At 32.2% G+C, this 23,408-nt stretch carries 16 protein-coding genes; 14 read left to right on the top strand and 2 right to left on the bottom strand.

Annotated elements, in window-relative coordinates:
- The first annotated feature begins 140 nt into the window (after positions 1 to 140).
- The 5 genes from ACXAHM_RS18480 (at position 141) to ACXAHM_RS18500 (ending at position 5,455) form a co-directional block, all read left to right on the top strand.
- Positions 141 to 1,301: a hypothetical protein gene (locus ACXAHM_RS18480; protein WP_474962935.1), complete on the top strand. Its 1,161-nt coding sequence runs from the start codon at positions 141 to 143 to the stop codon at positions 1,299 to 1,301.
- A gap of 215 nt (positions 1,302 to 1,516) precedes the next feature.
- Positions 1,517 to 2,077 carry a GNAT family N-acetyltransferase gene (locus ACXAHM_RS18485; RefSeq protein ID WP_474962939.1) on the top strand — a complete coding sequence of 187 codons (561 nt, stop codon included), beginning with the start codon at positions 1,517 to 1,519 and terminating at the stop codon, positions 2,075 to 2,077.
- A gap of 73 nt (positions 2,078 to 2,150) precedes the next feature.
- On the top strand, positions 2,151 to 2,693 hold the full coding sequence (locus tag ACXAHM_RS18490) for a TetR/AcrR family transcriptional regulator (protein ID WP_474962943.1): 543 nt from the start codon (positions 2,151 to 2,153) through the stop codon (positions 2,691 to 2,693).
- 144 nt (positions 2,694 to 2,837) lie between these two features.
- Positions 2,838 to 3,938 (top strand): vWA domain-containing protein, encoded by a 1,101-nt coding sequence (locus ACXAHM_RS18495; RefSeq protein WP_474962946.1) that lies wholly within the window; start codon positions 2,838 to 2,840, stop codon positions 3,936 to 3,938.
- A gap of 17 nt (positions 3,939 to 3,955) precedes the next feature.
- Positions 3,956 to 5,455 carry a sigma 54-interacting transcriptional regulator gene (locus tag ACXAHM_RS18500; RefSeq protein ID WP_474962950.1) on the top strand — a complete coding sequence of 500 codons (1,500 nt, stop codon included), beginning with the start codon at positions 3,956 to 3,958 and terminating at the stop codon, positions 5,453 to 5,455.
- A gap of 42 nt (positions 5,456 to 5,497) precedes the next feature.
- Here the strand turns inward: ACXAHM_RS18500 and ACXAHM_RS18505 are convergent, their stop codons facing one another.
- A complete protein-coding gene (locus ACXAHM_RS18505; RefSeq protein WP_474962952.1) occupies positions 5,498 to 6,406 on the bottom strand; it encodes a TSUP family transporter in 909 nt (302 codons plus the stop codon).
- Between the two features lie 265 nt (positions 6,407 to 6,671).
- Here ACXAHM_RS18505 and ACXAHM_RS18510 point away from each other — a divergent pair, with 265 nt between their 5' ends.
- The 7 genes from ACXAHM_RS18510 to ACXAHM_RS18540 all read left to right on the top strand — a co-directional run bounded on the left by ACXAHM_RS18510 (position 6,672) and on the right by ACXAHM_RS18540 (position 21,057).
- On the top strand, positions 6,672 to 7,004 hold the full coding sequence (locus tag ACXAHM_RS18510; protein WP_474962954.1) for an ArsR/SmtB family transcription factor: 333 nt from the start codon (positions 6,672 to 6,674) through the stop codon (positions 7,002 to 7,004).
- A gap of 18 nt (positions 7,005 to 7,022) precedes the next feature.
- Positions 7,023 to 7,643: a low molecular weight phosphatase family protein gene (locus tag ACXAHM_RS18515; RefSeq protein WP_474962956.1), complete on the top strand. Its 621-nt coding sequence runs from the start codon at positions 7,023 to 7,025 to the stop codon at positions 7,641 to 7,643.
- A gap of 29 nt (positions 7,644 to 7,672) precedes the next feature.
- Positions 7,673 to 8,755, top strand: coding sequence for an ACR3 family arsenite efflux transporter (arsB, locus tag ACXAHM_RS18520; protein WP_474962958.1), 1,083 nt, complete (start codon positions 7,673 to 7,675; stop codon positions 8,753 to 8,755).
- Positions 8,756 to 8,803: 48 nt separating this feature from the next.
- A complete protein-coding gene (gene arsA, locus ACXAHM_RS18525; RefSeq protein WP_474962960.1) occupies positions 8,804 to 10,555 on the top strand; it encodes an arsenical pump-driving ATPase in 1,752 nt (583 codons plus the stop codon).
- A gap of 233 nt (positions 10,556 to 10,788) precedes the next feature.
- On the top strand, positions 10,789 to 19,779 hold the full coding sequence (locus tag ACXAHM_RS18530) for a T9SS type A sorting domain-containing protein (protein ID WP_474962962.1): 8,991 nt from the start codon (positions 10,789 to 10,791) through the stop codon (positions 19,777 to 19,779).
- Positions 19,780 to 19,901: 122 nt separating this feature from the next.
- A complete protein-coding gene (locus ACXAHM_RS18535) occupies positions 19,902 to 20,681 on the top strand; it encodes a HipA family kinase (RefSeq protein WP_474962965.1) in 780 nt (259 codons plus the stop codon).
- Positions 20,671 to 21,057: a DUF3037 domain-containing protein gene (locus ACXAHM_RS18540; protein WP_474962967.1), complete on the top strand. Its 387-nt coding sequence runs from the start codon at positions 20,671 to 20,673 to the stop codon at positions 21,055 to 21,057. Before ACXAHM_RS18535 ends, ACXAHM_RS18540 begins: the two co-directional genes overlap by 11 nt.
- Positions 21,058 to 21,062: 5 nt before the next feature.
- On the opposite strand, the gene ACXAHM_RS18545 is transcribed toward ACXAHM_RS18540, so the two are convergent.
- Entirely contained in the window at positions 21,063 to 21,452 is a 390-nt protein-coding gene (locus ACXAHM_RS18545) for a hypothetical protein (RefSeq protein WP_474962969.1), read from the bottom strand.
- Between the two features lie 167 nt (positions 21,453 to 21,619).
- Here ACXAHM_RS18545 and ACXAHM_RS18550 point away from each other — a divergent pair, with 167 nt between their 5' ends.
- Positions 21,620 to 22,156: a hypothetical protein gene (locus tag ACXAHM_RS18550; protein ID WP_474962971.1), complete on the top strand. Its 537-nt coding sequence runs from the start codon at positions 21,620 to 21,622 to the stop codon at positions 22,154 to 22,156.
- A gap of 116 nt (positions 22,157 to 22,272) precedes the next feature.
- Positions 22,273 to 23,379 carry a DUF2652 domain-containing protein gene (locus ACXAHM_RS18555; RefSeq protein WP_474962973.1) on the top strand — a complete coding sequence of 369 codons (1,107 nt, stop codon included), beginning with the start codon at positions 22,273 to 22,275 and terminating at the stop codon, positions 23,377 to 23,379.
- Positions 23,380 to 23,408: the final 29 nt, after the last annotated feature.

The raw sequence follows: 23,408 nt of genomic DNA on the forward strand, positions 1-23,408 counted from the left end.
TAGAAGAAGATTCTAAATTATTAAACTTCGCTGCCTTTATTAAGCATTCTCAAAACACACTTCGTTATCTCAGATATTTCAATAAACAATCTCAACACATAGATTCTCCTTTTAAAAAAGGAACTACACACTAGACAATTATGATCAAGAAATTTACTTTATTCGTTGCTTCTTTATTATTGGTTTTGGCCAATGTTCAAGCACAAGACACAACTGATAACACTACTAATAAAGATTCAGTTGCTGTAAAAGAAAAAAAATATGGAGAGTTCTTTAAGAAGAACTTATCTGTAACTCTAGATGCACGTATGGACTATAGAGCCTACGGTCAAATAGATAACAATGGTGATTATATCGCAGCAGATCAAAAATTCCAATTTTCAGATTTCCGTTTTGGTATTGATGGTCTTTTATCTAAAAATATAGGTTTTAGTTTCTTATTATCACCAACGACAAATAATATTGGAGAAAGTGGTATTTCTGATGCAATTCAATATGCGAATTTATTTTACCAATCAGATAATGGTCACTGGTTCTTCCAAGCTGGTAAAGGCTTTATGAATGTTGGTACATTCGAACAATATTATGATCCAAATGATGTATACATGTGGTCTGTTATGGGATATAACCTTGGTGTATACAAGACAGGAATCACTGCGCAGTATAATACAACTTCAGGTCAATCATTTGGTGTTCAAATTCTAAATTCACAAGATTTAGATTCACTTGGTAATCAGCATAACTTTGAATACAACGTCTATTGGTATGGATATATTATCAAAGATAAAATCAATACAGCAGCGTCATTCACTGTAATCGATGATAAAGAAGATTTAAATTCTAGTACTCCATTCTCAGCAAACGTAGGTCTACAATGGTTCTTTGGCGATTTCATTATTGATACTGACTACGCAATGTCAGCAAATATGCCAAACTTCCAAGATGACAAGTTATACCAATCAATGCCTATCAAGGTGATGTATAACGGTAAGAAATTCAAACCATATGTGAAGTATGTGTACAACAACATTCGTGATATTGACGGTAGCTTAGCACAAGGTTCTGTTGCAGAAATTGATCAGGTAAATCAATTCGAACTTGCACTTCAATATTACCCTTGGGAAGGTAAAAATATTAGATTCCACCTTGTAGGTATGTACATGGACAATGCTCAAGATTACTACAGCACTGCTCCAAATACTAAGCCAGCAGCATCAGGTTTTGATCCAACAAAAGAAGGCTACTTCCAAGTTATGGCAGGTGTACGCGTTGGATTCGATGTACTAAAAGGTTGGAAATAATTAAAGATTATAATAAAGAGAGCGTTAGAGAATAGATTAATTATGTTAAAGGGACATCCTAGTAGGGTGTCCTTTTTTTTGTTTTAAAATCATAAGTTTTAATAAAGACAAACAGTATATAATTTTTTCAGTAAAATGTAACCTAAATATATAATTGACGTTACTAATAACAACTGACTGATTAGTCAGTTGAATTAAATCTAATTTTATTAACCATGAGTAAATCAAAAGAATTGTATCGCACAGATGCACAAAACACAGAACACAAACAATTAGCCTACGATATCGAATTCACTGCTTTCAAAGAAGCAGGAGGTATCTACGATGAACGTCATGCAAAACTATATGCTCAACTAGCAGTAGACATGATCGACGACGGAAGCTATTCAATTATCATCGAAAACGTTGGTCACGCATGTTATACACCAATCACAATCGATGAAGCTCCACATTTAAAATGTTATGTAATCGCGCCACTTGCAGTATTACCAGAACACCAAGGTAAGCGTCTAGCTACTAAATTGATGGAAATCGCTGAAGAAGAATTGAAGCCAGACGTAGTTTTCGTAGCAGGTGAAAAACACCATTATGGTAGAAGATATAGTACGCCACACAACATTGGTTTACCTGTAAAATCTGAAATGCCTCTAGAAAACTGGTTTGCAAGAGAATTGACAAAAGGTTGCCTTGATGGTATCGTATCTAAAACAACAATGACAGGTCCTTACGCAGAACCACATCAATGGGCACATCCATCTGAACAATTCGAAGATTAATCTTTGTAAAAACAACTATGTTTATTTATTTTTAACTTATACACTGATTGATTAATCAGTTAATGATAATTTTATGGATAAAAAAGAACAGATTATAGATGTTGCAAGTGCACTTTTTGCAGAACAGGGGTTTGATAAAACACCTGTATCTGCAATTGGTGTTGCTGCTAACGTTTCGCATGGATTAATATTTCATCATTTCAAAAATAAGAATGGGTTGTTAAGAGCTATTTTTGAACGAACAACACAACAGGTTTATGAAATGAATAAGAATATAGATGATTCTCTTTCAGCTGAAGAAAAAATTAGAAATTTAGTAGATCAGGCATTTGAAGGGATGGTGAACGAAAAGGATGAATTTAGATTGTACATGAATTTGATGTTCCAACCATCTACTAGATTAGTTTTGGAAGACCTCATAAAAGAAAGATTTGAAGTATTATTACAGTTTACTCTAAGGTTTTTTGAAGGGCTTCCAAATCAAAAGGTTTATAGCTACTTATTCATTTCTGAATTAGATGGCATTGGAATGAATTACATCTATGCAGATAAAGATTATCCAATAGTGGAAATAAAAAATGAATTTTTAAAAAGGTATCTGGCTTATTTGACATAGAGGAAAGAAGATGATTCAATATTAAAAACTAATATTAATTTACATGATAAAGTAAACTTAAATAATTGTAAACAATTCCGATTTTTATCTGTTCCTAATTTTGTTAACTTGTTTAGAAATTAAAAAATCTAACTTCAACACCCAATGATCGGATATCGGTTTACAGAATATATACCCCCTGAAGTAGAGGGAGGCAACACTTTTCAAGATCTACTTAAAATTTTTTTAGAATTAATAAATATCACATCAGGTAATGTTGGTGAAACAATCTCTTGGATGAATGATCTTGACCGACAATATAACATTACTAATGAAGGATATGGTATGGGCGACTTTTATCAAGACTTGAAAGATAAAGGTTACGTAAAGGAAGACCCAGTAACTAATGGAGACCCTACAATAACTGCCAAAAGTGAGCAAAGTATACGTCAACAAGCCTTAGATGAGATATTTGGGAAGCTCAGAAAGGGAGGGGCTGGAGATCATAAAACGCCTTATTCAGGAAATAAAGGTGATGAATACACACCTGATAAAAGAGCCTTTCAATTTGGAGATTCAATGGGGCAAATATCCATGACTGATAGCATCAGAAATGCACAAATAAACCATGGTATCGATAACTTTAATATTGATGAAGGGGATCTAGAAGTTGTAGAAAAAGAATACAGAACCCAAACTTCTACAGTTTTAATGATCGATATATCTCATTCTATGATTTTGTATGGTGAAGATAGAATTACACCAGCAAAAAAGGTGGCAATGGCATTATCAGAGATGATCAAAAGAAAGTACAAAAAAGATACTTTAGATATTATTGTTTTTGGAAATGATGCTTGGCAAATTAACATCAAAGATCTTCCTTATTTACAAGTAGGACCTTTTCATACAAATACTGTAGCAGGGCTGGAATTGGCTATGGATCTTCTCAGAAGAAAAAAGACAACCAATAAACAAATTTTTATGATTACAGATGGCAAACCTTCTTGTATAAAGGAAGGAGCAGGGTATTATAAAAATAGTTTTGGTTTGGATAGAAAGATCGTCAATAAAACCCTCAACTTAGCAGCTCAAGCTAAGCGGCTCAAAATACCAATCACCACCTTTATGATCGCTTCAGATCCATACTTACAGCAATTTGTACAAGAGTTTACTGAAGCGAATAATGGTAATGCGTATTACAGTGGTCTAAAAGGATTAGGAGATATGATCTTTACAGATTACAACAAAAGCAAAAGAAAAAGATAGAAACAACAAAACATATTATGAAAGAATACACTCAACTTACTCTTGACGAAAAACTAAATATTAAAACGCTTGGTGAGTTAAAGGATGCAGGCTACCAATCAAAATCTATAAAACAGGAGTTAAGAAATAATTTAATTGATAGATTAAAGAAAGGTGAAAGCCCATTTCCTGAGATTTGGGGGTATGAAGAAACGGTGATTCCTGAGCTGGAAAGAGGTATACTTTCTATGCATAATATCAATTTATTAGGATTAAGAGGTCAAGCAAAAACACGTATTGCTCGACTTTTAGTAAACCTTTTAGATGATGTAATTCCAGTAGTAGAAGGAGCAGATTTAAATGATGATCCATTTCAACCATTATCTATAAAAGCAAAAGATCTTTTGACAGAAAATGGTGATAATACAAAAATTGGGTGGTGGAAAAGAGAAGATAGATATACAGAAAAATTAGCAACACCTGATGTAAGTGTAGCTGATTTGATTGGTGATATTGATCCAATTAAAGCTGCAGCAAATAAGTTAAGTTACTCTGACGAAAGAGTGATACATTATGGTTTAATACCTAGATCACATAGAGGTTTGTTTGTCATCAATGAGTTGCCTGATCTTCAACCAAGAATTCAAGTTTCATTATTCAATATCTTACAAGAAGGTGATATTCAAATTAGAGGTTTTAAATTAAGATTACCACTTGATATTCAATTTGTATTTACTGCTAACCCTGAGGATTATACCAATAGAGGCAGTATTGTAACGCCTTTGAAAGATAGAATTGAAACACAAATAATTACCCATTATCCAAAAGATCTACAAATAGCTAGGAAAATCACCGAACAAGAAGCGGATATTAAACCTTCTCAACTTGAAACAGTAGAAATTAATGATATTACACGAAATCTTATTGAACAAGTAGCTTTTGAAGCCCGTGCTAATGAATATGTTGATGAGAAAAGTGGAGTTTCTGCTCGTTTGACTATTTCATCAATGGAAAACCTTTATTCTGCAGCGGAAAGAAGAGCGTTAATCAATGGTGAAATTAAAACCTATATTCGTGTTGCTGATTTAGTGGGGACTATTCCTGCTATTACCGGTAAAATTGAATTGGTATATGAAGGAGAACAGGAAGGGGCAGGAGAAGTTGCTCAAAGCTTAATCAGTAAAGCGATCAGAAAGCAGTTTATTAATTATTTCCCATCTCCAGAACAAGCAAAGAAAATGGGTGATAATGTATACCAACCAATAGTAGAATGGTTTGGAGACGGTTATAAAGTTGATTTGATCAATGACGCTTCAGAAGATGATTTCAAAAAAGTCTTGGATAGTGTTCCGAATTTAAGAAAGGTTGTCGAGAAAAAATATCCAAATGAGTCGCTAGAAGAAACCTATTATTTAATGGAATTTGTACTGCATGGTTTGGCAGAATTCAGTCAATTGAGTAAACATAACCTTATTAAAAGTAATGTCTTCTCTGATCTTTTATCAGGAATGATGAACTTTTCAGAAGAGGATGAATAAAACAAAAAAGCACTTAAGTTGAATTTCTTAAGTGCTTTATTTTTAGACTATTTTTTGCTTTAAATTCTTCCTATTATTTACTTTCGAAATAACAAATGATTTACCCATCAACCAAGTAGTATATGCGACTACAAAAATGATTAAATATTGAAGTAAATTAAGATCTAATGATTTGACAAAGAATGCCGCAACCAATACGCCAATAGTTCCAAAGATATTAATCAAAATAGATGCTTTCATGCTATGTACATCTTCTTTGATAAATTTTATACCAGCAAAAGGGACCAATAATGCGGTACTTCCCATCATAATAGGAAAAGTAGCGGCAGGGTTCAATCCCAATAAATACACTGTCACCATACAGGGTGCAAACAAACCAACTCCAACAGTATTTAAAGCACCAAAAATGAAGTTAGCACCACATGCTACAATTAACTTCCATCCTTCCAGCCCCATTGCATCACCACCAACAGGAAAAACATTCATCTTCCCTAAAATCATTGTAACCCCCATGACAAATAACGCTATTGTCATCACTAATTGAATTGTTGTCTTATCCATTTTTGAAACAACTCTAGCACCAATTAGTGCTCCAACTAAAGCTGACACTATCATTGAAATTAAAGTGGTTGTTTCAACGGGTACAGCTGTAATAAAGATGAAAGCTTGTGCAATACAAACTATAGCAACTCCAACATTTAAAGTTCCAGGGATTTTTTTATCCTCTACGAGTTTGAAATTTTTGAAAGAACTGGTCATTATTGCAAAAGAACCTATACCTAATGTATCCATAAAATTGGCTACAAAACCAGTGATAGCAAGTAGCAAGCTACTTTCTTTTTCAATTTTACCTTCTTTAATTCTTAGATTTAACTTTCTAATTAAAGTAATACTAAACCATATTCCTGAGAGAACAAGAGTTCCTAGAAATACATTTTTAATAGACATCATTTCCATAAAACAGTAGTTTTTATCTTATCTAGCTTTGTAAAATTGAGGATAATTTAAATGCCTTGTATATTTTGTTGGGAGACGTTAAATACTTTTATTATTAATTTAATTAAATGAGAAAAACTTTATCAACTCATTTTTCTTAATAAAGATAGTTTTGTAATTATTCAATTTTATAAGCCTTTACCATTCTTCAAATGAATAATTTACTTTTTATTAACATACAAGAATTGTGTACAATATAGTAATATCGTAATATTGCGATATGGGAATTACAAAGATAGAAGGATTCAAAGAAGAAGTGACAAGAAGAGCCGAAATCTTAAAGGCAATTGGTCACCCTGCAAGATTAGCAATATTAGAGTATCTAATCAGCAGCCCAGATTGTATTAATGGTGATTTGGTAGAACATTTACCACTTGCACAATCTACTGTTTCTAGACATTTATCTGAATTAAAAAAAGTTGGTCTTATTAAAGGTACAATTACAGGAAATTGTATTGCCTATTGTATCAATGATGAAGTATGGAAAGATATCAAAGATTTCTTTACGAACTCATCTGATAAAATCACCCCAAATAAAAACTGTGAGTGTTAATTAAAAAATCAATAAAAAATGGAAAACACTACTAATACAACATTAGATCAGTACATCGTATCAGCTAAAGAAGAATTTCATTTAATTTCAAATGAAAGAAAACAAGCTTTAGAGGTTATTTCAAATTTTGTCAAAACGAAATTAGCAGAGGATGGACTAGCTAATTTGATTTTAATTTGTACTCACAATTCTAGACGAAGTCATTTGTCACAAGTTTGGACGCAAATTGCAGCTTATCATTATGGATTTACGAATGTATTTGCCTATTCAGGAGGTACTGAAGCTACAGCATTATTTCCATCTGCTGCCAATGCATTAGAAAGAGCAGGTTTAAAGATTCAAAAATTATCAAATGAAGAGAATCCTGTTTATGCAATTAAATACAATGAAAACCAACCTGCTGTGATCGGTTTTTCAAAAGCTTATCATCATTCTTTTAATCCACAATCAGGTTTTGGAGCTGTAATGACTTGTGGTCATGCCGATGCAAACTGTCCATTTATACCTGGAGCAACTAGAATTTCATTACCATTTGAAGATCCAAAAGCATTTGATGGAACTCCAGAGCAAGAAGAAAAATACGACGAAAGGTGTCGTCAAATTGCTCGTGAATTACTATATGCTTTTTCAAAAATATAAACCTAATTACATTTTAACTACAACGTTACATGGAAAATAAATTAAATATTGAAGATCCTATTTGCCCAACTAAACAACCCAAGAAGTTGTCCTTTTTAGATAGTTATTTAACAGTTTGGATCTTCTTGGCTATGGCAATAGGAGTAGGGATTGGTTATTTATTCCCTAGTGCAGCAGATTCTATCAATAATATGTCTGTAGGGACAACAAATATCCCGTTAGCTATTGGATTGATATTAATGATGTATCCACCTTTAGCAAAAGTGAAATATGAAGAGATGGGTAAAGTATTTACGAACGTAAAAGTATTATCAGTTTCTTTAGTTTTAAACTGGATTGTAGGTCCAATTTTAATGTTTGCCTTAGCGTTAATTTTCTTACATGATTACCCAGAATACATGACAGGCTTAATTCTTATTGGTTTAGCAAGATGTATTGCAATGGTTGTTGTTTGGAATGATTTAGCGGAAGGAAGTTCAGAATACGCAGCTGGTTTAATTGCTTTAAACAGTATTTTCCAAGTATTATTCTATAGTGTATATGCTTATGTATTTATCACAGTTTTACCTCCATTATTTGGATTTGATGGTGCTGTTGTAGATATCACTATGGGGCAAATTGCAGAAAGTGTATTTATCTATTTAGGTATACCCTTCCTAGCAGGATTCTTAAGCCGTAAAATCTTAGTAGCCGTAAAGGGTAAAGATTGGTACGAAAACAAGTTTGTTCCAACAATCTCACCAATTACATTAGTAGCTTTATTATTGACAATTGTCTTGATGTTCTCATTAAAAGGACAAATGATTGTAGAGATTCCAATGGATGTAGTAAGAATTGCAGTTCCTTTAGTGATCTACTTCGTAACAATGTTTGTTCTAAGTTTCATGTTAGCCAAATTCTTTGGCGCTGATTATGAAAAAGATGTATCTATAGCTTTTACTGCAACAGGTAATAACTTTGAATTAGCGATTGCAGTAGCCATTGGTGTATTTGGAATCAATTCAGGACAAGCTTTTACAGGTGTGATTGGTCCTTTAGTAGAAGTGCCTGCATTGATAGGCTTAGTCAAATTAGCCTTCTATTTCAGAGATAAATATTATACAAAAAAATAAATTGATGAGGTAGCTTGTTCGAATAGAGGAAGCTACCTTTTTATTATTATGAATTTTAGAGATACAAAATTCTTATTCTTTACGGGAAAAGGGGGAGTAGGAAAAACTTCATTATCAAGTGCGGTAGCGGTTCAATTAGCAGATGAGGGAAACAAAGTATTATTAATTAGTACTGATCCTGCATCTAATTTATCAGATGTTTTAGCAACAAATGTAGGTGATAAAACAATTGCGAAACACCCTGATCTACCACAATTATCAACAATTAATATTGACCCAGAAGAAGCGGGTGAATCTTATAAAAACCGTGCAATTTCTTCATTAGGGATGTTAGCGACACCATCCTATAGAAATAAAGTGACAGAACAACTTTCAGGAGCGTGTACTGTAGAAATAGCGTCATTTGATGAGTTCACAAGATTTATTTCAGGCGAAGCTAATCCCGAAGAGTATGATTATATAGTATTTGATACAGCACCGACTGGGCATACTCTAAGATTATTAGAATTACCTGATGCTTGGAATACTTTCCTTGATCATAATGAAGGAGCTTCTTGTATTGGTCCAACAACTGCGTTAAAAAGTAATCATAAAAGATATAAAGAAGTTGTTGAGGTTTTGAAAGATCCAAAACAGACTACTTTCTATCTAGTGACAAGAGCGGAAGAAACTGCCTTAAAGGAAGCTGCTCGTTCTGGACAAGAGTTAGCAGAGTTGGGTATGACTAATCAGAGACTTTTGATCAATGGTATTTTTAATCCAATTTCAGAAGAAGATGATTATGCGCAAAAGATTGCTCAAAAAGCAAAAAAGCAATTAGATAATATCCCTTTAGCTTTAGCAGGTTTACCACAGCAAGAATTCCCACTTTTACCTTATAATATCCTAGGTTTAGAAAAATTACGTTCTGTTTTCTCTAAAGAAGTACAAGAACAAATCATAAGAAAGGAAGATTTAAAAGAAGAGATCAACTCAGAAATGCCTAATTTAGATGATTTAATCAATGATCTTGAAAAAGATAAAAAAGGTTTAATCATGACGATGGGTAAAGGAGGAGTAGGTAAAACTGTTTCAGCTACAGCAATTGCTGTCGGTTTAGCTAAAAGGGGGCATAAAGTTACTTTGACGACAACAGATCCAGCAGCTCATTTAAGAGACTATACAAATCAACTCGCTGAATTACCAGAAACTTTGACGATTGAACGTATAGATCCTAAGGTTGAGACAGAGGCGTATATTGAAAAGGCTGTTGCTCAGAGAGGTGCAGGAAAGACAGAAGAGCAAATTAAACTAATACGTGAAGATTTAAATTCTCCATGTACAGAGGAAGTAGCGGTATTTCATGCTTTTTCTAAAGCTATTCGAAGTGCTAAACGTGAATTTGTAGTGGTTGACACAGCACCAACAGGTCATACGCTTTTATTGTTAGATACGACTGATAGTTATCATAAACAAGTGGTAAGACAAAGTAATATTGATGCCTCAAAATTACATACACCTTATCAGATGATTCAAGATGCAAGTATTACAAAAGTGATATTAGTTGCTCTTCCAGAAACAACTCCAATAAGAGAAGCAGAAGGTTTACAAGAAGATTTGAAGAGGGCAAATATTACTCCTTTTGCATGGATAATTAATCAAACTATATCAAATAAAGAAAATATAATAGATCCTATATTTTTAGGGAAAAGGATTCATCAACAAAAAATGATGAAGTCAGTTCAAAAAGAGATTACAAAAAAAGTTTATCAGATTGATTATATAGTTGAATCAGAAGTAATGAAAGATTTAACTATGTAAAAAAGTTAAAATAAATGGCTATAAATTGTACTTTAAGTGGAATTTATAGCCTTTTTTTAATTGTTTTAAACTTTTTCTAATAAATATTATTAAATATTTTTTTGAAAATATAAAAAAAGCAAGAATTTTGTATCTATAGTATTGTACTGTTAGTTATGGGATAACTAATATTTTTATTCAACAAACTTTTTAAAAGATTTTTTTTTAGAAATACTCTTACAAAATCTATAAATATGCTGCAAATTAATTTAACAAAGAACTTATCCTTTGGAAGACTTCTGTTATTGATTCTTACCCTTTATTCAGTTGATATCTTTGCCCAAGATATTCCAAAAGATAATTTAGAATTATGGTTAAAACCAAATGTGGTTAGAACCCATGATGATGTTGATGTAGGTAATGCCGATACTGATATTATTACAACCTCTGGTATTGTTACCACTTGGAAAGATAGAAGTGGTAATGGAAGAGATGCTACAAATCCGAATGCTACCTATCCTGTCTCAATTTCTGGTACTGCAGTCAATGGTTATAATGCTGTTGATTTTTCAGCAGGAGGTCACGAAGGTTTATCTTTTGGAGATATTAATCTATCAGGAGATTATCAAGTGTATATCGTTATGAAAGCAAATACTGTAAATGCAGGTTTCTTTCTAGGAGGTGATGGAGGATCCAATCGTTCACTTTGGGGGTATTGGGAGGACAACTTGTACATCAGAGGTATTAATGGGACATCAGGCCAAGAGGATCAATTACCATGGTCTTTCGATGCAGATTTTGGTTTGATTTCTACATATAGAAACTCTTCTAATTCTGTTAATTACATAGGTAATGGAGGTGAAAAGAATAATTTAATCTCTAATACTGGGTATACACAAGATCACATTATTGGTAAAATTGGATCAACTAATAATAATAGTCATACATTTGATGGTGAAGTAATGGAAGTTATTGTTTATAGCAATGATGATCCATATACACGTTTAAGAGTAAATGATTATTTAACTGCAAAATATGGTATATCACATGAAGAGCTTTCTGAAACAGATGGATTAACAGCTGCTTACAGTACACATAATCAAAATATGCGATTATATGGACATGATAATTCTACTGATTTTATACCACAAAGAATAGTTTCATCACCACTAGAAATTGAAAATTATACTTCAGGTTCTAATGATACTGATAGATTATTAATAGGTGAGTCAGATGAAGCAGGACAAACATTTAATAATTCTCCAGATGGTTCAGGTTTAAGAGTATGGAACAAGAAATTTTATATTGAAAAAACTGGTACAGCTTCCGTAAGACTTAAATTTAATGTTAAATCTTATGTTGGTAATCGTGACGCAAGCCTTTCTGAATATAAACTAGTGTATTCTGCAGACAATGCTTCAGCGTACACTGAGGTGGCAGGTGTTACAGCAACATTTGACGGTTCAGACTATGTTTATTTTGATTTAGATGATGCAGATTTTGATGGGAATGGCTACTATACAATCACTGATCAAGCTCCAATTGCCTATTATGCTAGAATAAGTGGTGATTGGGAGTCCGCTGATACAGGAATATGGACCCAAGATCCTTCAGGAGATCCTGATGGGACATCAACAATACCTTCTTCAACAGATGATGTTGTTATTCTAGATAATGTAGATTTAACAATTTCTTCAAATAATATTCAAGCTGCATCAGTTACAATTTCTGATTACGGTACTTTACTTGTTGGTTCAACAACAGGTCATACTTTAGGAGAAGTGTCTGGTCGAGGAAAAGTTATCATGGAAGGTGATAATTTCCCATCTGCAGCCAATTCACAAACGGCTACTGGATTTTTATCTGAAAATGGAGGTACTGTTGAAATTTCTGGTACAGGAACAACACTTACTAATAGTTTGCCATACAATAATTTAGTAATTAATACTTCTGGTACTGTGATCTTAGATTCAGATTTAACTGTAATTTCATCATTAGAAGTTGAAAACGGTACTTTTGAATTAGGTCAAAGTGATGGTACAAATACCTCAAGAGATTTAATGTTAAATGGAGACTTAATTATTGGAGGATCAGGTACTTTTACAGTGGGAACAGATAATGTAATTCATGATGTTACTATTGGTGGTGATATTAATAACTCAGGTGATTTATCATTTACAACAAGAAGAAATAATGAGACATTTAAATCAACAGCCTATTTAAATCAGCTAAATACATTTTATACAACAGATGCTGGTGGACAGTATGCAATCGTTGAGTTTAATGCTGCTGATAAAGATCAATATGTTGTCAGTAATGGACCAACAAGATTTTATCAAATTGTAATGAACAAAGGGACATCGGATAATTATGTTCTGAATTTTGATGCTTCAACTCAACAAAATTGTGAGTTTTTAGGACATAATAATCAAAATAACTTTGTTGGTAATACATCAGGAGGTTCGATGACAACAGACAATGGTATGTTTGTTTTACAATACGGTACTATTCGTTTTGGAGATAATATTTTTATCTATCAGTATACCTCTCGAGAAAGAAATTATGACTTAGCTGAGGAAAATAGAATTTGGATAGATGGTACTTCAGAAGTTTATTTCCCGGCTCAATATTTAATGGTCAATGGTAGTATTAAAGTTTCTGGGTCAGGAAAATTAGTGATCGGTTCAGATTATGAAGGTAATATTTCTACAAGAGGTAGTAGTATAACACTTAGAGAACAAGGTTTCTTTGTACAAGAAGGTGGTGAAGTCTATCTTAACCAATTTAAAACTTCAAATGCTGGTACACAACATAAAGGAGCTCTTTCAATTTCTGGAGGAACAATGGAAATCTTTGGTATTGAAGACACAAATGACGAAGCAGCTTCTTTATCTCTTCCTTACAGCGAGAACTCAATCTCAATGACAGATGGTACATTAATTCTACACAATCAAGATGCAGAATTAAATATGGACCTTTTAACATTAGGAATGGATGATGGTTATCATAATATTGTTGGAGGTGAAATAATTTTTGATATCAATACTGATAAAAATACTACTTTTGTTTCGAATGTTCCTTTATATAATTTGTCTATAAGGTCTTCTTTTCCAAGTAGAACAGTTTCAATCGCAACAAAAAATATTAAACTAATTAATCAAACAATTAATGCTACTGATCTTGAATTAGCAAATGATTTATTAGTATATGAAGATGCACAGATATCTTCTGGGTCTAATGATATAATTATTGGGGGTAATGTAACTTTATATGATAATTCAAACCTAACAATTGGAGGCTCAAACACATTAACTTTCAATGGTACTGATAATAATTTTATAGATGTACAAGATCCTGATGTAGCATTTAATGTAGATAATTTAGTTATCAATCTTGCAAATGCAGACGATACTTTTTATTTAAAATCGAGTGGTTCTGGTGTAGCAGATGAAAATGTTCGTTTATCTATTGCTTCTTCTTTTTCTTTAACTCAAGGTACATTTGAATATGATAATTATGGAGTAGAAATTCAAGGCTCTATTCATAATGGTGGAGCAATAGGTACAAGTACATCTGTTGGTTTTGTAAAATTAAATGGTTCGTCAACTCAATCAATTTCAGCTGGATTTGATTTAGTTGCAAATCAAATAGCTGATCTAACACAAGGTTATTTTAAACACTTATGGATTAACAATACCAATGGTGTTGATTTAAGTAATGTAATTTATGCTGACCAATTAACTTGGGAAGAAGGTATCATTAATGCAAATGAATTTGGTGTTGTAGTAGGTGAATCTGGTTTAGTTAATAATGGTTCTAGTTTTGGTACTTCAAAATATCTATTAGGAACTGAAACTGCTTCTGATGGAGGTTTAACTTATAGTATATACCAAAATGGTACATATGTTTTTCCTTTAGGTACTAGTTCATTATACACACCTGCACAAGCTACGGTAACAGGTTACAATGAAACAGGATATTTACAAGTAGCAACGAACAATGATAATATTTCATCATTCACAGAAGATGTGGTAGGTGATTTATTAAACTATGCATGGAAAACAACAGTTCATGAGTATAGTTCAGATGCAAATAAACCTCAAATTACTTATCAGTTTACTTATAATGAAACTCACGTATCAGGAACTGAAGCTAACTACGTTCCAGGTCGTGTAAAATTAGAAGGAGATTATGCAAGAGAGGATGTTGGTGATATTAATGCAGTAGACGATGCTACTAATGTTATCACTACTACTGCATCAATTCCATATACTGCTTATTATACTGCAGGTGAATCTGCATTATTCGAAAATGAATTAACTGTTTATTATTCATTCCAAGGTCAAGCTTATAATAATGGAAATTCAGCACAAAACGTAAGTGTCGAAAGAACAGTATCTTGGGGAGAAACTACTAGATGGACGACTAATGCTGATTGGCAAAATACAGGAAGCCCTTTTGAATCTCAAGGAACTCCTAGTGCTGGAGATGTTGTAGTAATTGGTTATGGTTCTTTTGATGGATCAACTTTCTCTGGAACAAAAGGACATAGGGTGGTAATTAATTCCGATATTGAAGTGGGTGTAATTCAATTTGTTTCTCATGAAACAGCTACATTAGAAGGAGCAGATTTGGCAAGAGTAAGAATTGAGTCCAATACTTTAACTGTTGATGTTATTGAAGATATCGGTTCTATTCGTATACATAACGGAGCAACTTTAAATGCAGAGGATATGAATGATTTCCTTAGTGAAGAAAGAAGTGAAATTATGTTACAAAGTAATGGCTCTGATTTTACTATTCCTATATTTCCTAAATATCCTTCAGTAAGATTATGGGGTAATGAGGAATATAGTAACTTTTTCCAATTTGATCCTTCTGTAACAGACGTAATCGAGATCAAATCATTGATGATAGATGGTACTAATTTAAGTTTAGATAAATCACTTGATATTCAAAACAATTTAAATATTGGTGGATATAGAAGAGCAAATTTAAATATTGATTCATCTACTCCTATCACAGTATCTTGTAAAAATTTAAATTTTGAAAATACTATTTCAAATGATCAATCTATTGCAAATACTTTCAATGTGAATGGAGAAGATGATGCTATTCATAATTTAGTTGTATCAGGAAATATATCAATACCAGAAAAAGATGATAGTGAATCAGGGCAAGGAAATATTGTATTTAATTTATTTAATGCAGCTGATAAAAATAGAATGATTCTTGAGCTACAAGGTGATACAAATGGATCATTTACTAATTTCTACTCAGGAACTGTTACCCCAGCTTTGTATAAGATTAATATGAATAAAGGGAATAATAGTACATCAACATTTACTATCGATACTGAGTTTACGTTACCAACAGCATCAGATGAGGAGTTAATTACCTTCTCAAATGGTACGTTAGTATTAAATAACTCTAATATTAATATTACTCCATTTAATTCAACAGCAGGTACTAGTTGGGTTTTACCATCAACATCAGGATTTACTCTTCAAGATGGTGTTGTAAATGTTACGGGTTCTGATGCTAGTTTACTACTAGGAGGTAAATTATTAATGGACGGAGGAACATTAAATATGAATTCTGCAGCGACACCAATTATTTATTCTGTAAGTGGTGAACTTGAAGTAAATGAAGGTACACTTAATGTAGGTGCGGAAATCAGAAGAAGTGAATCAGCAGATGGTGCTGAATTAACTTATACACAAACGGGAGGTACAGTTAATGTTGGTGTTGTTGGAAACCCCGCATCTGCCAGTAGAGGTGTTCTTGAAATTATTGGTACAAATTCAGAATTTACTCATACAGGTGGGGAAATCAATGTTTATAGAGGTAAAGTTGATATTGATGCAGGGAATTCAACTACAAATGCTGATGGTATATTAAAAATAGGAAATTCAGCTGTTTCATCTCAGAATATTACATTACAAGTCAATAATGAAATCGGTACATTAGAAATTGTAAGTGCAGGACAAGCAAACACAACATTGGATGTTAACGCATTGGTATTGAATGGGGATTTAACAGTAGGAACAAATACTTCATTAGATTTTAATAACCTTGATCTAACAATTCAAGGAGACCTAACAAATAATGGAACTATTACAGCTACAAACTCTAAATTCAACTTTACAGGTGCTGAAAACCAATCTATTGCTGGTACTCAGGAAATTACAGTTGAGGATTTGAATATTGAGACTTCAAATGTATCAACAGTAACATTATTTAATAACTTTAATGTATCTAATCAATTTGATTTAGCAGCTGGAGTATTAGATGATGGAGGTTACACCTTAAATGTTGGTGGAGATACGAATATTTCAGGAACACATACTTCTACAAGTTCTGGAAGAATTAAACTTTCTGGTTCTGGCGTGCAATCACTTCAGATTGGAGGAAGTATTGGTCGATTGGAAATTGATAACTTTGATGGTGTTGCTTTAGCAAACAATTTAAATTTAGTAGCTGATGAGATTGTATTTACTGAAGGAATTCTAGATATCGGAGGATATTTATTAAACTTAGGTAGTACAGTAGTACTAACAGCTAATGATGCTGATAATCAATTTGATAATAACTTAATGATCAGAATGGATGGATCTAACGCTGATCAAGGAATTACTTATAATTTCCCTAATGGTTCATTATCCAATCAAATAATTCCTATTGGTTATGCTGATGGTGGAAATAATATTTATGCTCCAATAACTTTTGATGGAACATTTGTTAATTCAACTGTAAATATTAACGCTGTAAGAGGTATAAATACTGTACCTGCTAACCAAGGAAATAATGATTACGCTTTAGATCAATATTGGGACCTTGATTTCTCAGTAACATCAGGTTACACAGGTGCTACAGTAGAATTTGAATATGATGAAACAAAAGTACAAATAGGTGGTGCAATCACAGAAGCAGATTATATAGGTATTATTATTGAAGGTGATGGTTCAATCCGTAAAGGTATTGAAAAGGAAATAAATCATTCTACAAATATCTTTAGTGTCGATTTATCATCTGAAGTTATTTCTGGTGCCTACTATGCTGGTGATGACGAATCTACTCCAGATAATATTAGAATTTTCGAACTTATTGGAGGAAATGGAGATCTTAACAATATGGCAAATTGGAGATACTCAGATAACCAAGGTGGTACTTGGACTAATCCAGCAAATACGGTACCTGAAGCAGGAACAATTATTCAAATTCCTGATGGTTTAATACTATCATCTTCGGCAACCGGTGATCTAGGATTTGTTACGTATTATAAGATAATAATTGATGGTACATTCGATGTTAATGCTGGAGATAATCAAATAAAAATTAACGCTATCGAAGGTAATGGAGAATTAATGTTCCATTATAATAATAGTGAAACAGGAGCAATGCCAAATGCAGATTGGACAACATTCTTTGCAGATGGTGGAACTGTCACTATCGAAGGTGATGCAACGACTCAAACAATCAATATTGATGGTATTGTTATCGATAATAAAATTCAGTTAGGAAGTCTAAATTTAATTGGTTCAGGTACAAATCAGACTTGGGAAATTAATTCAGGACTAAATTTATCTGGTGACTTAACTGTAGATGGATTATCATTTACTTTGAACAATGATTCAGATATGACAAACCTTATTATTGAAGAAGATGGAGATTTAACTTCAGCATCGAATACGATTGTTACTGGTTATATTGATATTAAAGACAATGGATCTTTGACTGTTGATAATAACACAATGGAAGTAAGAGGAAACTCTACAATAAGTGGTGATGTCTTGATTCAAAATTTTGGTGTTTTTGATGTTGAAAACTTAACAATTAACAATACTGCTAATTTTGAAATTAAGACAGGTAGAAACTTACAAGTGGGAGGTGATTTCATTGATAATGGATCTACGACTTTTGTAATGGAGTCAGGTGCTACAATTACTTTTGATGGTACATCTGGTGATCAAGCTTTCAATGGTCAGTTCAATGGAGCTAAAACTTTAGCAAATGTTATTATTGAAAATTATACTGGTGATATAGTTACAGATGGTCAGCAAAAAGTGATTTCTGATCTAACATTGACAACAGCTTTAAATAATTCAGCAAATGGTGATGAAACATTAGTTATTGCTAATGATGGATCATTATCAGGTAGTTCATATGTACTAGGACCTTTATCAGCATATTTAGATCATACAACAGATGATCAATTAAAATTCTTGGTAGGTGCTTCTGGTCGTCAGATTCCTATTCAAGTTCAATTTACTGATAAAGTAGATCTTCTAGGTTTAGATGTTAAATTATGGACAGTTGAATACTTAACTCCAGGTGATATTTTAGATGTCACCAATATAGACCCAGATCTACCTGATGGAACTATTGGAGAAATTTCTGCGGGTCATCAATGGAGAGTTACAGATATTTCAACGGGTGATGCATCTGCCCAAAGTACTGCAAATGTTACCTTATTTTATGGTGATCTTGGAGGAGTTGATACAAGTTTAGATTTACTTTTAGCAAGTTGGGATGATAATGCTGATCAGGATTGGACAACAAATGGTACATTTATTTCTAAAAACTCAGAAGGTGTAACTACTAACGGAGTTTCATTTAGTGAAAAATATTTAGCAATTGCTACATCTACAGAATTTACGGATGAATTGGATGATGCAGTAACTGAGTTACCAGTTGAATTAATTTCTTTTGAAGCAGAAATTGAAGAAGAATCAGTTCATTTATACTGGGCAACTGCTTCAGAAATCAATAATGATTATTTTGAAATTCAACGTTCTATCGATAATAAGAATTGGATTACAATAGGTGAAGAAGAAGGAGCTGGAAATTCAGATGTGACTTTACATTATAATTTCATTGATGAGGAAGCTGTTCAAGGTCAAATCTCTTATTATAGATTAATTCAATATGATTTTGATGGAGCATTTGAAATTATTGAACCGATAGCTGTTTATTTAGATGGAGCTAATGATATTGAGCCTGATGTAACTTTATATCCAAACCCTACTCAAGGTGCTAATTTAAATGTAGTATTAAAGTCTTGGAACAAATCTGCTGAGATTGAGATGTACAATACTTTAGGTTATAAAGTAAAAACAACCGAATGGGAGTTAGGAGATAATCCTGTAGTAGAACTATCATTAGATAATCTACCAAGAGGGGTTTATATCATCAGAGTAATATCTGGTAGATCTATCGTATCAAAAAGAGTTATTGTTGAATAAACTGACTTCTGAAAATATTGAACACCTTACTTCTTAAATGAGGTAAGGTGTTTTTTTATACCCTGAATAATTGGGTACCTTAACTTAGATCCTTAATTTAGTATGGAATCAATGAATGAGTAATGTATAATAAAGAAATTCGTACCGTAAACATGACCCGTTATGTTACCCCTTTGCGAGAAGGAGGTTCTTTACCAGCAATTGTGGAAGCAGATGATGGTTTTGATTATGTCATAAAATTTAGAGGTGCAGGACAAGGAGTAAAAGCATTAATTGCAGAGCTAATAGGTGGTGAAATGGCTAGGCAGTTAGGGCTAAATATGCCAGAACTTGTTTTTATTCATTTAGTAGATACATTTAGTAAATCTGAAGGTGATGAAGAGATACAAGACCTTTTGAAATTTAGTGAAGGTTTAAATTTAGGAATGTCATACTTGAGTGGTGCGATTACTTATGATCCTTTAGTTTCCATTGCCGAACCGCTTGCAGCTTCAAAAGTAGTCTTACTAGATAGTATTATTACAAATATTGATCGTACGCACAGAAATACTAATTTGTTGAATTGGAATAAGGCCTTATGGGTGATAGATCATGGGGCAAGTTTGTATTTTCATCATTCTTGGAAAAGTTGGGAAGATCACGCAGTACGTACTTTTCCAATGATTAAAGACCATGTGCTCTTAGAAAAAGCAACAAAGTTAGACGAAGCTGCTACTATATTAAAAGAATTATTAACGCCAGAAGTGATTAAAGGAATAGTATCTTTACTCCCTGATGATTGGTTGTCAGATCCAAGTATTGATGCAACGATTGAAGAAAGAAAAAAAGTATATATGACTCTGTTAAATAAGAGGATTGCAAATTTAGATCAACTTACAAAAGAAGCAAAAAATGCAAGATAAACATGTGTACGAATACGCTGTAATTCGTTTTATGCCAAAAGTAGAAAGAGAAGAATTTATCAATGTAGGTGTGATCCTTTTTAGTAAACCACTGAAATTCTTAGATTTAAAATATAAAGTTTTTGATAAAAGATTAAATGCATTTGACGTCGAGATATCACCAAAAGAAATAGAAGCATACCTTAATACTTGGAAACTTATTTGTGAAGGAGGAAAAAAAGGAGGAGTAATTGGACATCAAGATTTACCAAGTAGGTTTAGATGGTTAACCGCTACACGTTCTACATTAATCCAAAGTTCTAAAACACATCCTGGATTGTGCACTGAAGAGCCTCAAAAGATTTTAGAAAAACTCTTTGAAAAATATGTTTTGTAAATCATTTAGGTAGTTAAAAGTTGATATTCAAAAAGATCATACTTAACTGTATGCTTTAATAAATGAACAGCAGCTTCTTTCACTATAGTTTCAGATAAATTGATGATGAAATCAATAGTCTCACCATCACATTCCACCTTAAGGTTTTTGAAAAATTCAGGAGGGTAATTACGTAAATGATCAAACTTTTTTTCAAAACAAAAAGCCATAATCATTTCAATTCCTAAGTAATCTAACTCTTGTTCATTCAAAGTAGCTTGATATAATAAATGATCGATTTGATGATAGAGAGCATCGGCTTCTTTGCTTTTTAAACCAATTATATCAAAAAAATCCCAAGATTGATGAACATCAAAATGAATGATAATATAGGTGTGTTTTTCTGTGATTTTCATCTCAAATAACTTTATGGTAAGAAGTAATACAGTTTTATTAACGCTTAATGATGACTTTTAAGTTTAATTAAAATTTTCTTCTCAACAATAGGATTTCTATTATCGTAAGAAAAAGTATTAAAATTATCTATTGACGTTTCTCATAAACAAATTACAGACAAATTACCATGTTCAATAAAATAAAAAAAAGAGACAAAGCATTGTATAATCAAATTCATGGAAAATATATTTCAGAATTAAAATCAATGTTTGACTTCTATAAAGGTAAATATACTTCTCGAGTTTTTGAGTCACAATGGGTTTATTTGCCATTTTATTGGTTCATGAAAGACTTTAAGCTACTAAAAAGTATGCAAATGTCATTTAATGTTGTTAATTTTGTTGACGAAACCGTCAATATCCTAAAAGAAAAGTATGATATCACGATTAGTTTAATCGAAATATCTCATTTTCAAAAGGGTTATACTAAAATTATCAATGAACAAACTCTTTTTAAAACCGTTCTTGACATAGAAGAAGTAAGGTTTTTTGAAGACTACGAACGACTTAAAAAAATGAAGAATAGAGAACAAAAACTCGTCGACACTAAATTGAAAGTACTACAATTGTATACATCTACTAAAAATGTTTTAAACAGTAGTGTACTTAATGTTGCCTCTTATATGAATACGATTGCTAAAAAACCTAAGATTCAGAAAGGTTAATTACAAGTACAATTTCAATACATAAAAGACGCTTCCTTATCAACAAGGAAGCGTCTTTTTTATTACTAAACATAAAAATTTTAGTATCTTCATATTGAATCAAGCCACATTTTTTAATGACACTACTTTTTTTACCAGATATAACAGGCTTTACTGAATTTGTACAAAATACAGAGACTCAACATGCACAACACGTCATTGCTGAATTATTAGAAGTAATGATAGATTCAAATACTATAGGTTTAGAATTAGCAGAGGTAGAAGGTGATGCTTTATTTTTCTTTAAAGAAGGTATACCATCTTTAGAACAGATTTTGGTTCAAATAGAAAACACTTTTACTGCCTTTTATTCTCATTTAAAGTTATTAGAAAAGAATAGAATATGTCCATGTAACGCATGTTCATCAGCTCCTAATTTACAATTGAAAATCATTGTTCATTGTGGTAATGTTGAGTTTATTACAGTTCAAAATAAAAGGAAACCTTTTGGACTAGAAGTGATTGAAGTACATCGTCTAATGAAAAATACTGTGAGAAGTGATAATTATGTCTTGATTAGTCAAGATTTAGCAGAAGAAATTATACTAAATCAAAATTACCAAAGTAAACTATACCATTTTCAAAATGGAGAAAATATATATGATAATAAGAAGATAAATTATTTATTTTCTGAAATTAATAAAGAACACCTAACACTCAAACCTTTTTCAACAGCACAAAAAGTTGATCTTAAAGGAAAGCCAGATATAATTTTTAATACAGTTTTAGAATGTAGTACTGAAAGAGGCATGGAATGGGTATCTAATTACGGAATGAGGCATTTATGGTTTGATGGAGTTGATGAATTTATTTATGATGAACATGAAGTAACAAGGTTAGGAACTGAACATGTTTGTGTGATCAATGGAAAGCATTTGAATTTTACGACAATTACAAAAAATGAGTTTGAACATTCGAATTTATTAGTTTATGGTGAAATGACAGATGGTCCTGCTGTCCTTGATAAGGTGTATCAGTTTTATATCTTCCACCCTGTAAATGAGCATCAATGTAGTTTAGAGGTCGAGATTTTTTTATCAGCAAATTCTTTTCTAAAGAGATTGGCTAAAAACTTGTTTATAAAAAAGTTATTTATGAAAAACCTTGGTAAGACTATTAAGAATCTAGAAGGTGCAATTCGTAAAGAAAGTGATGTATTATTAATTGAATCCAATAAAAATTAAGTACCTAAATATATTTAATAGAACACTTA

The sequence above is a fragment of the Flammeovirga sp. AWQ4_249 genome (genome assembly GCF_056161045.1).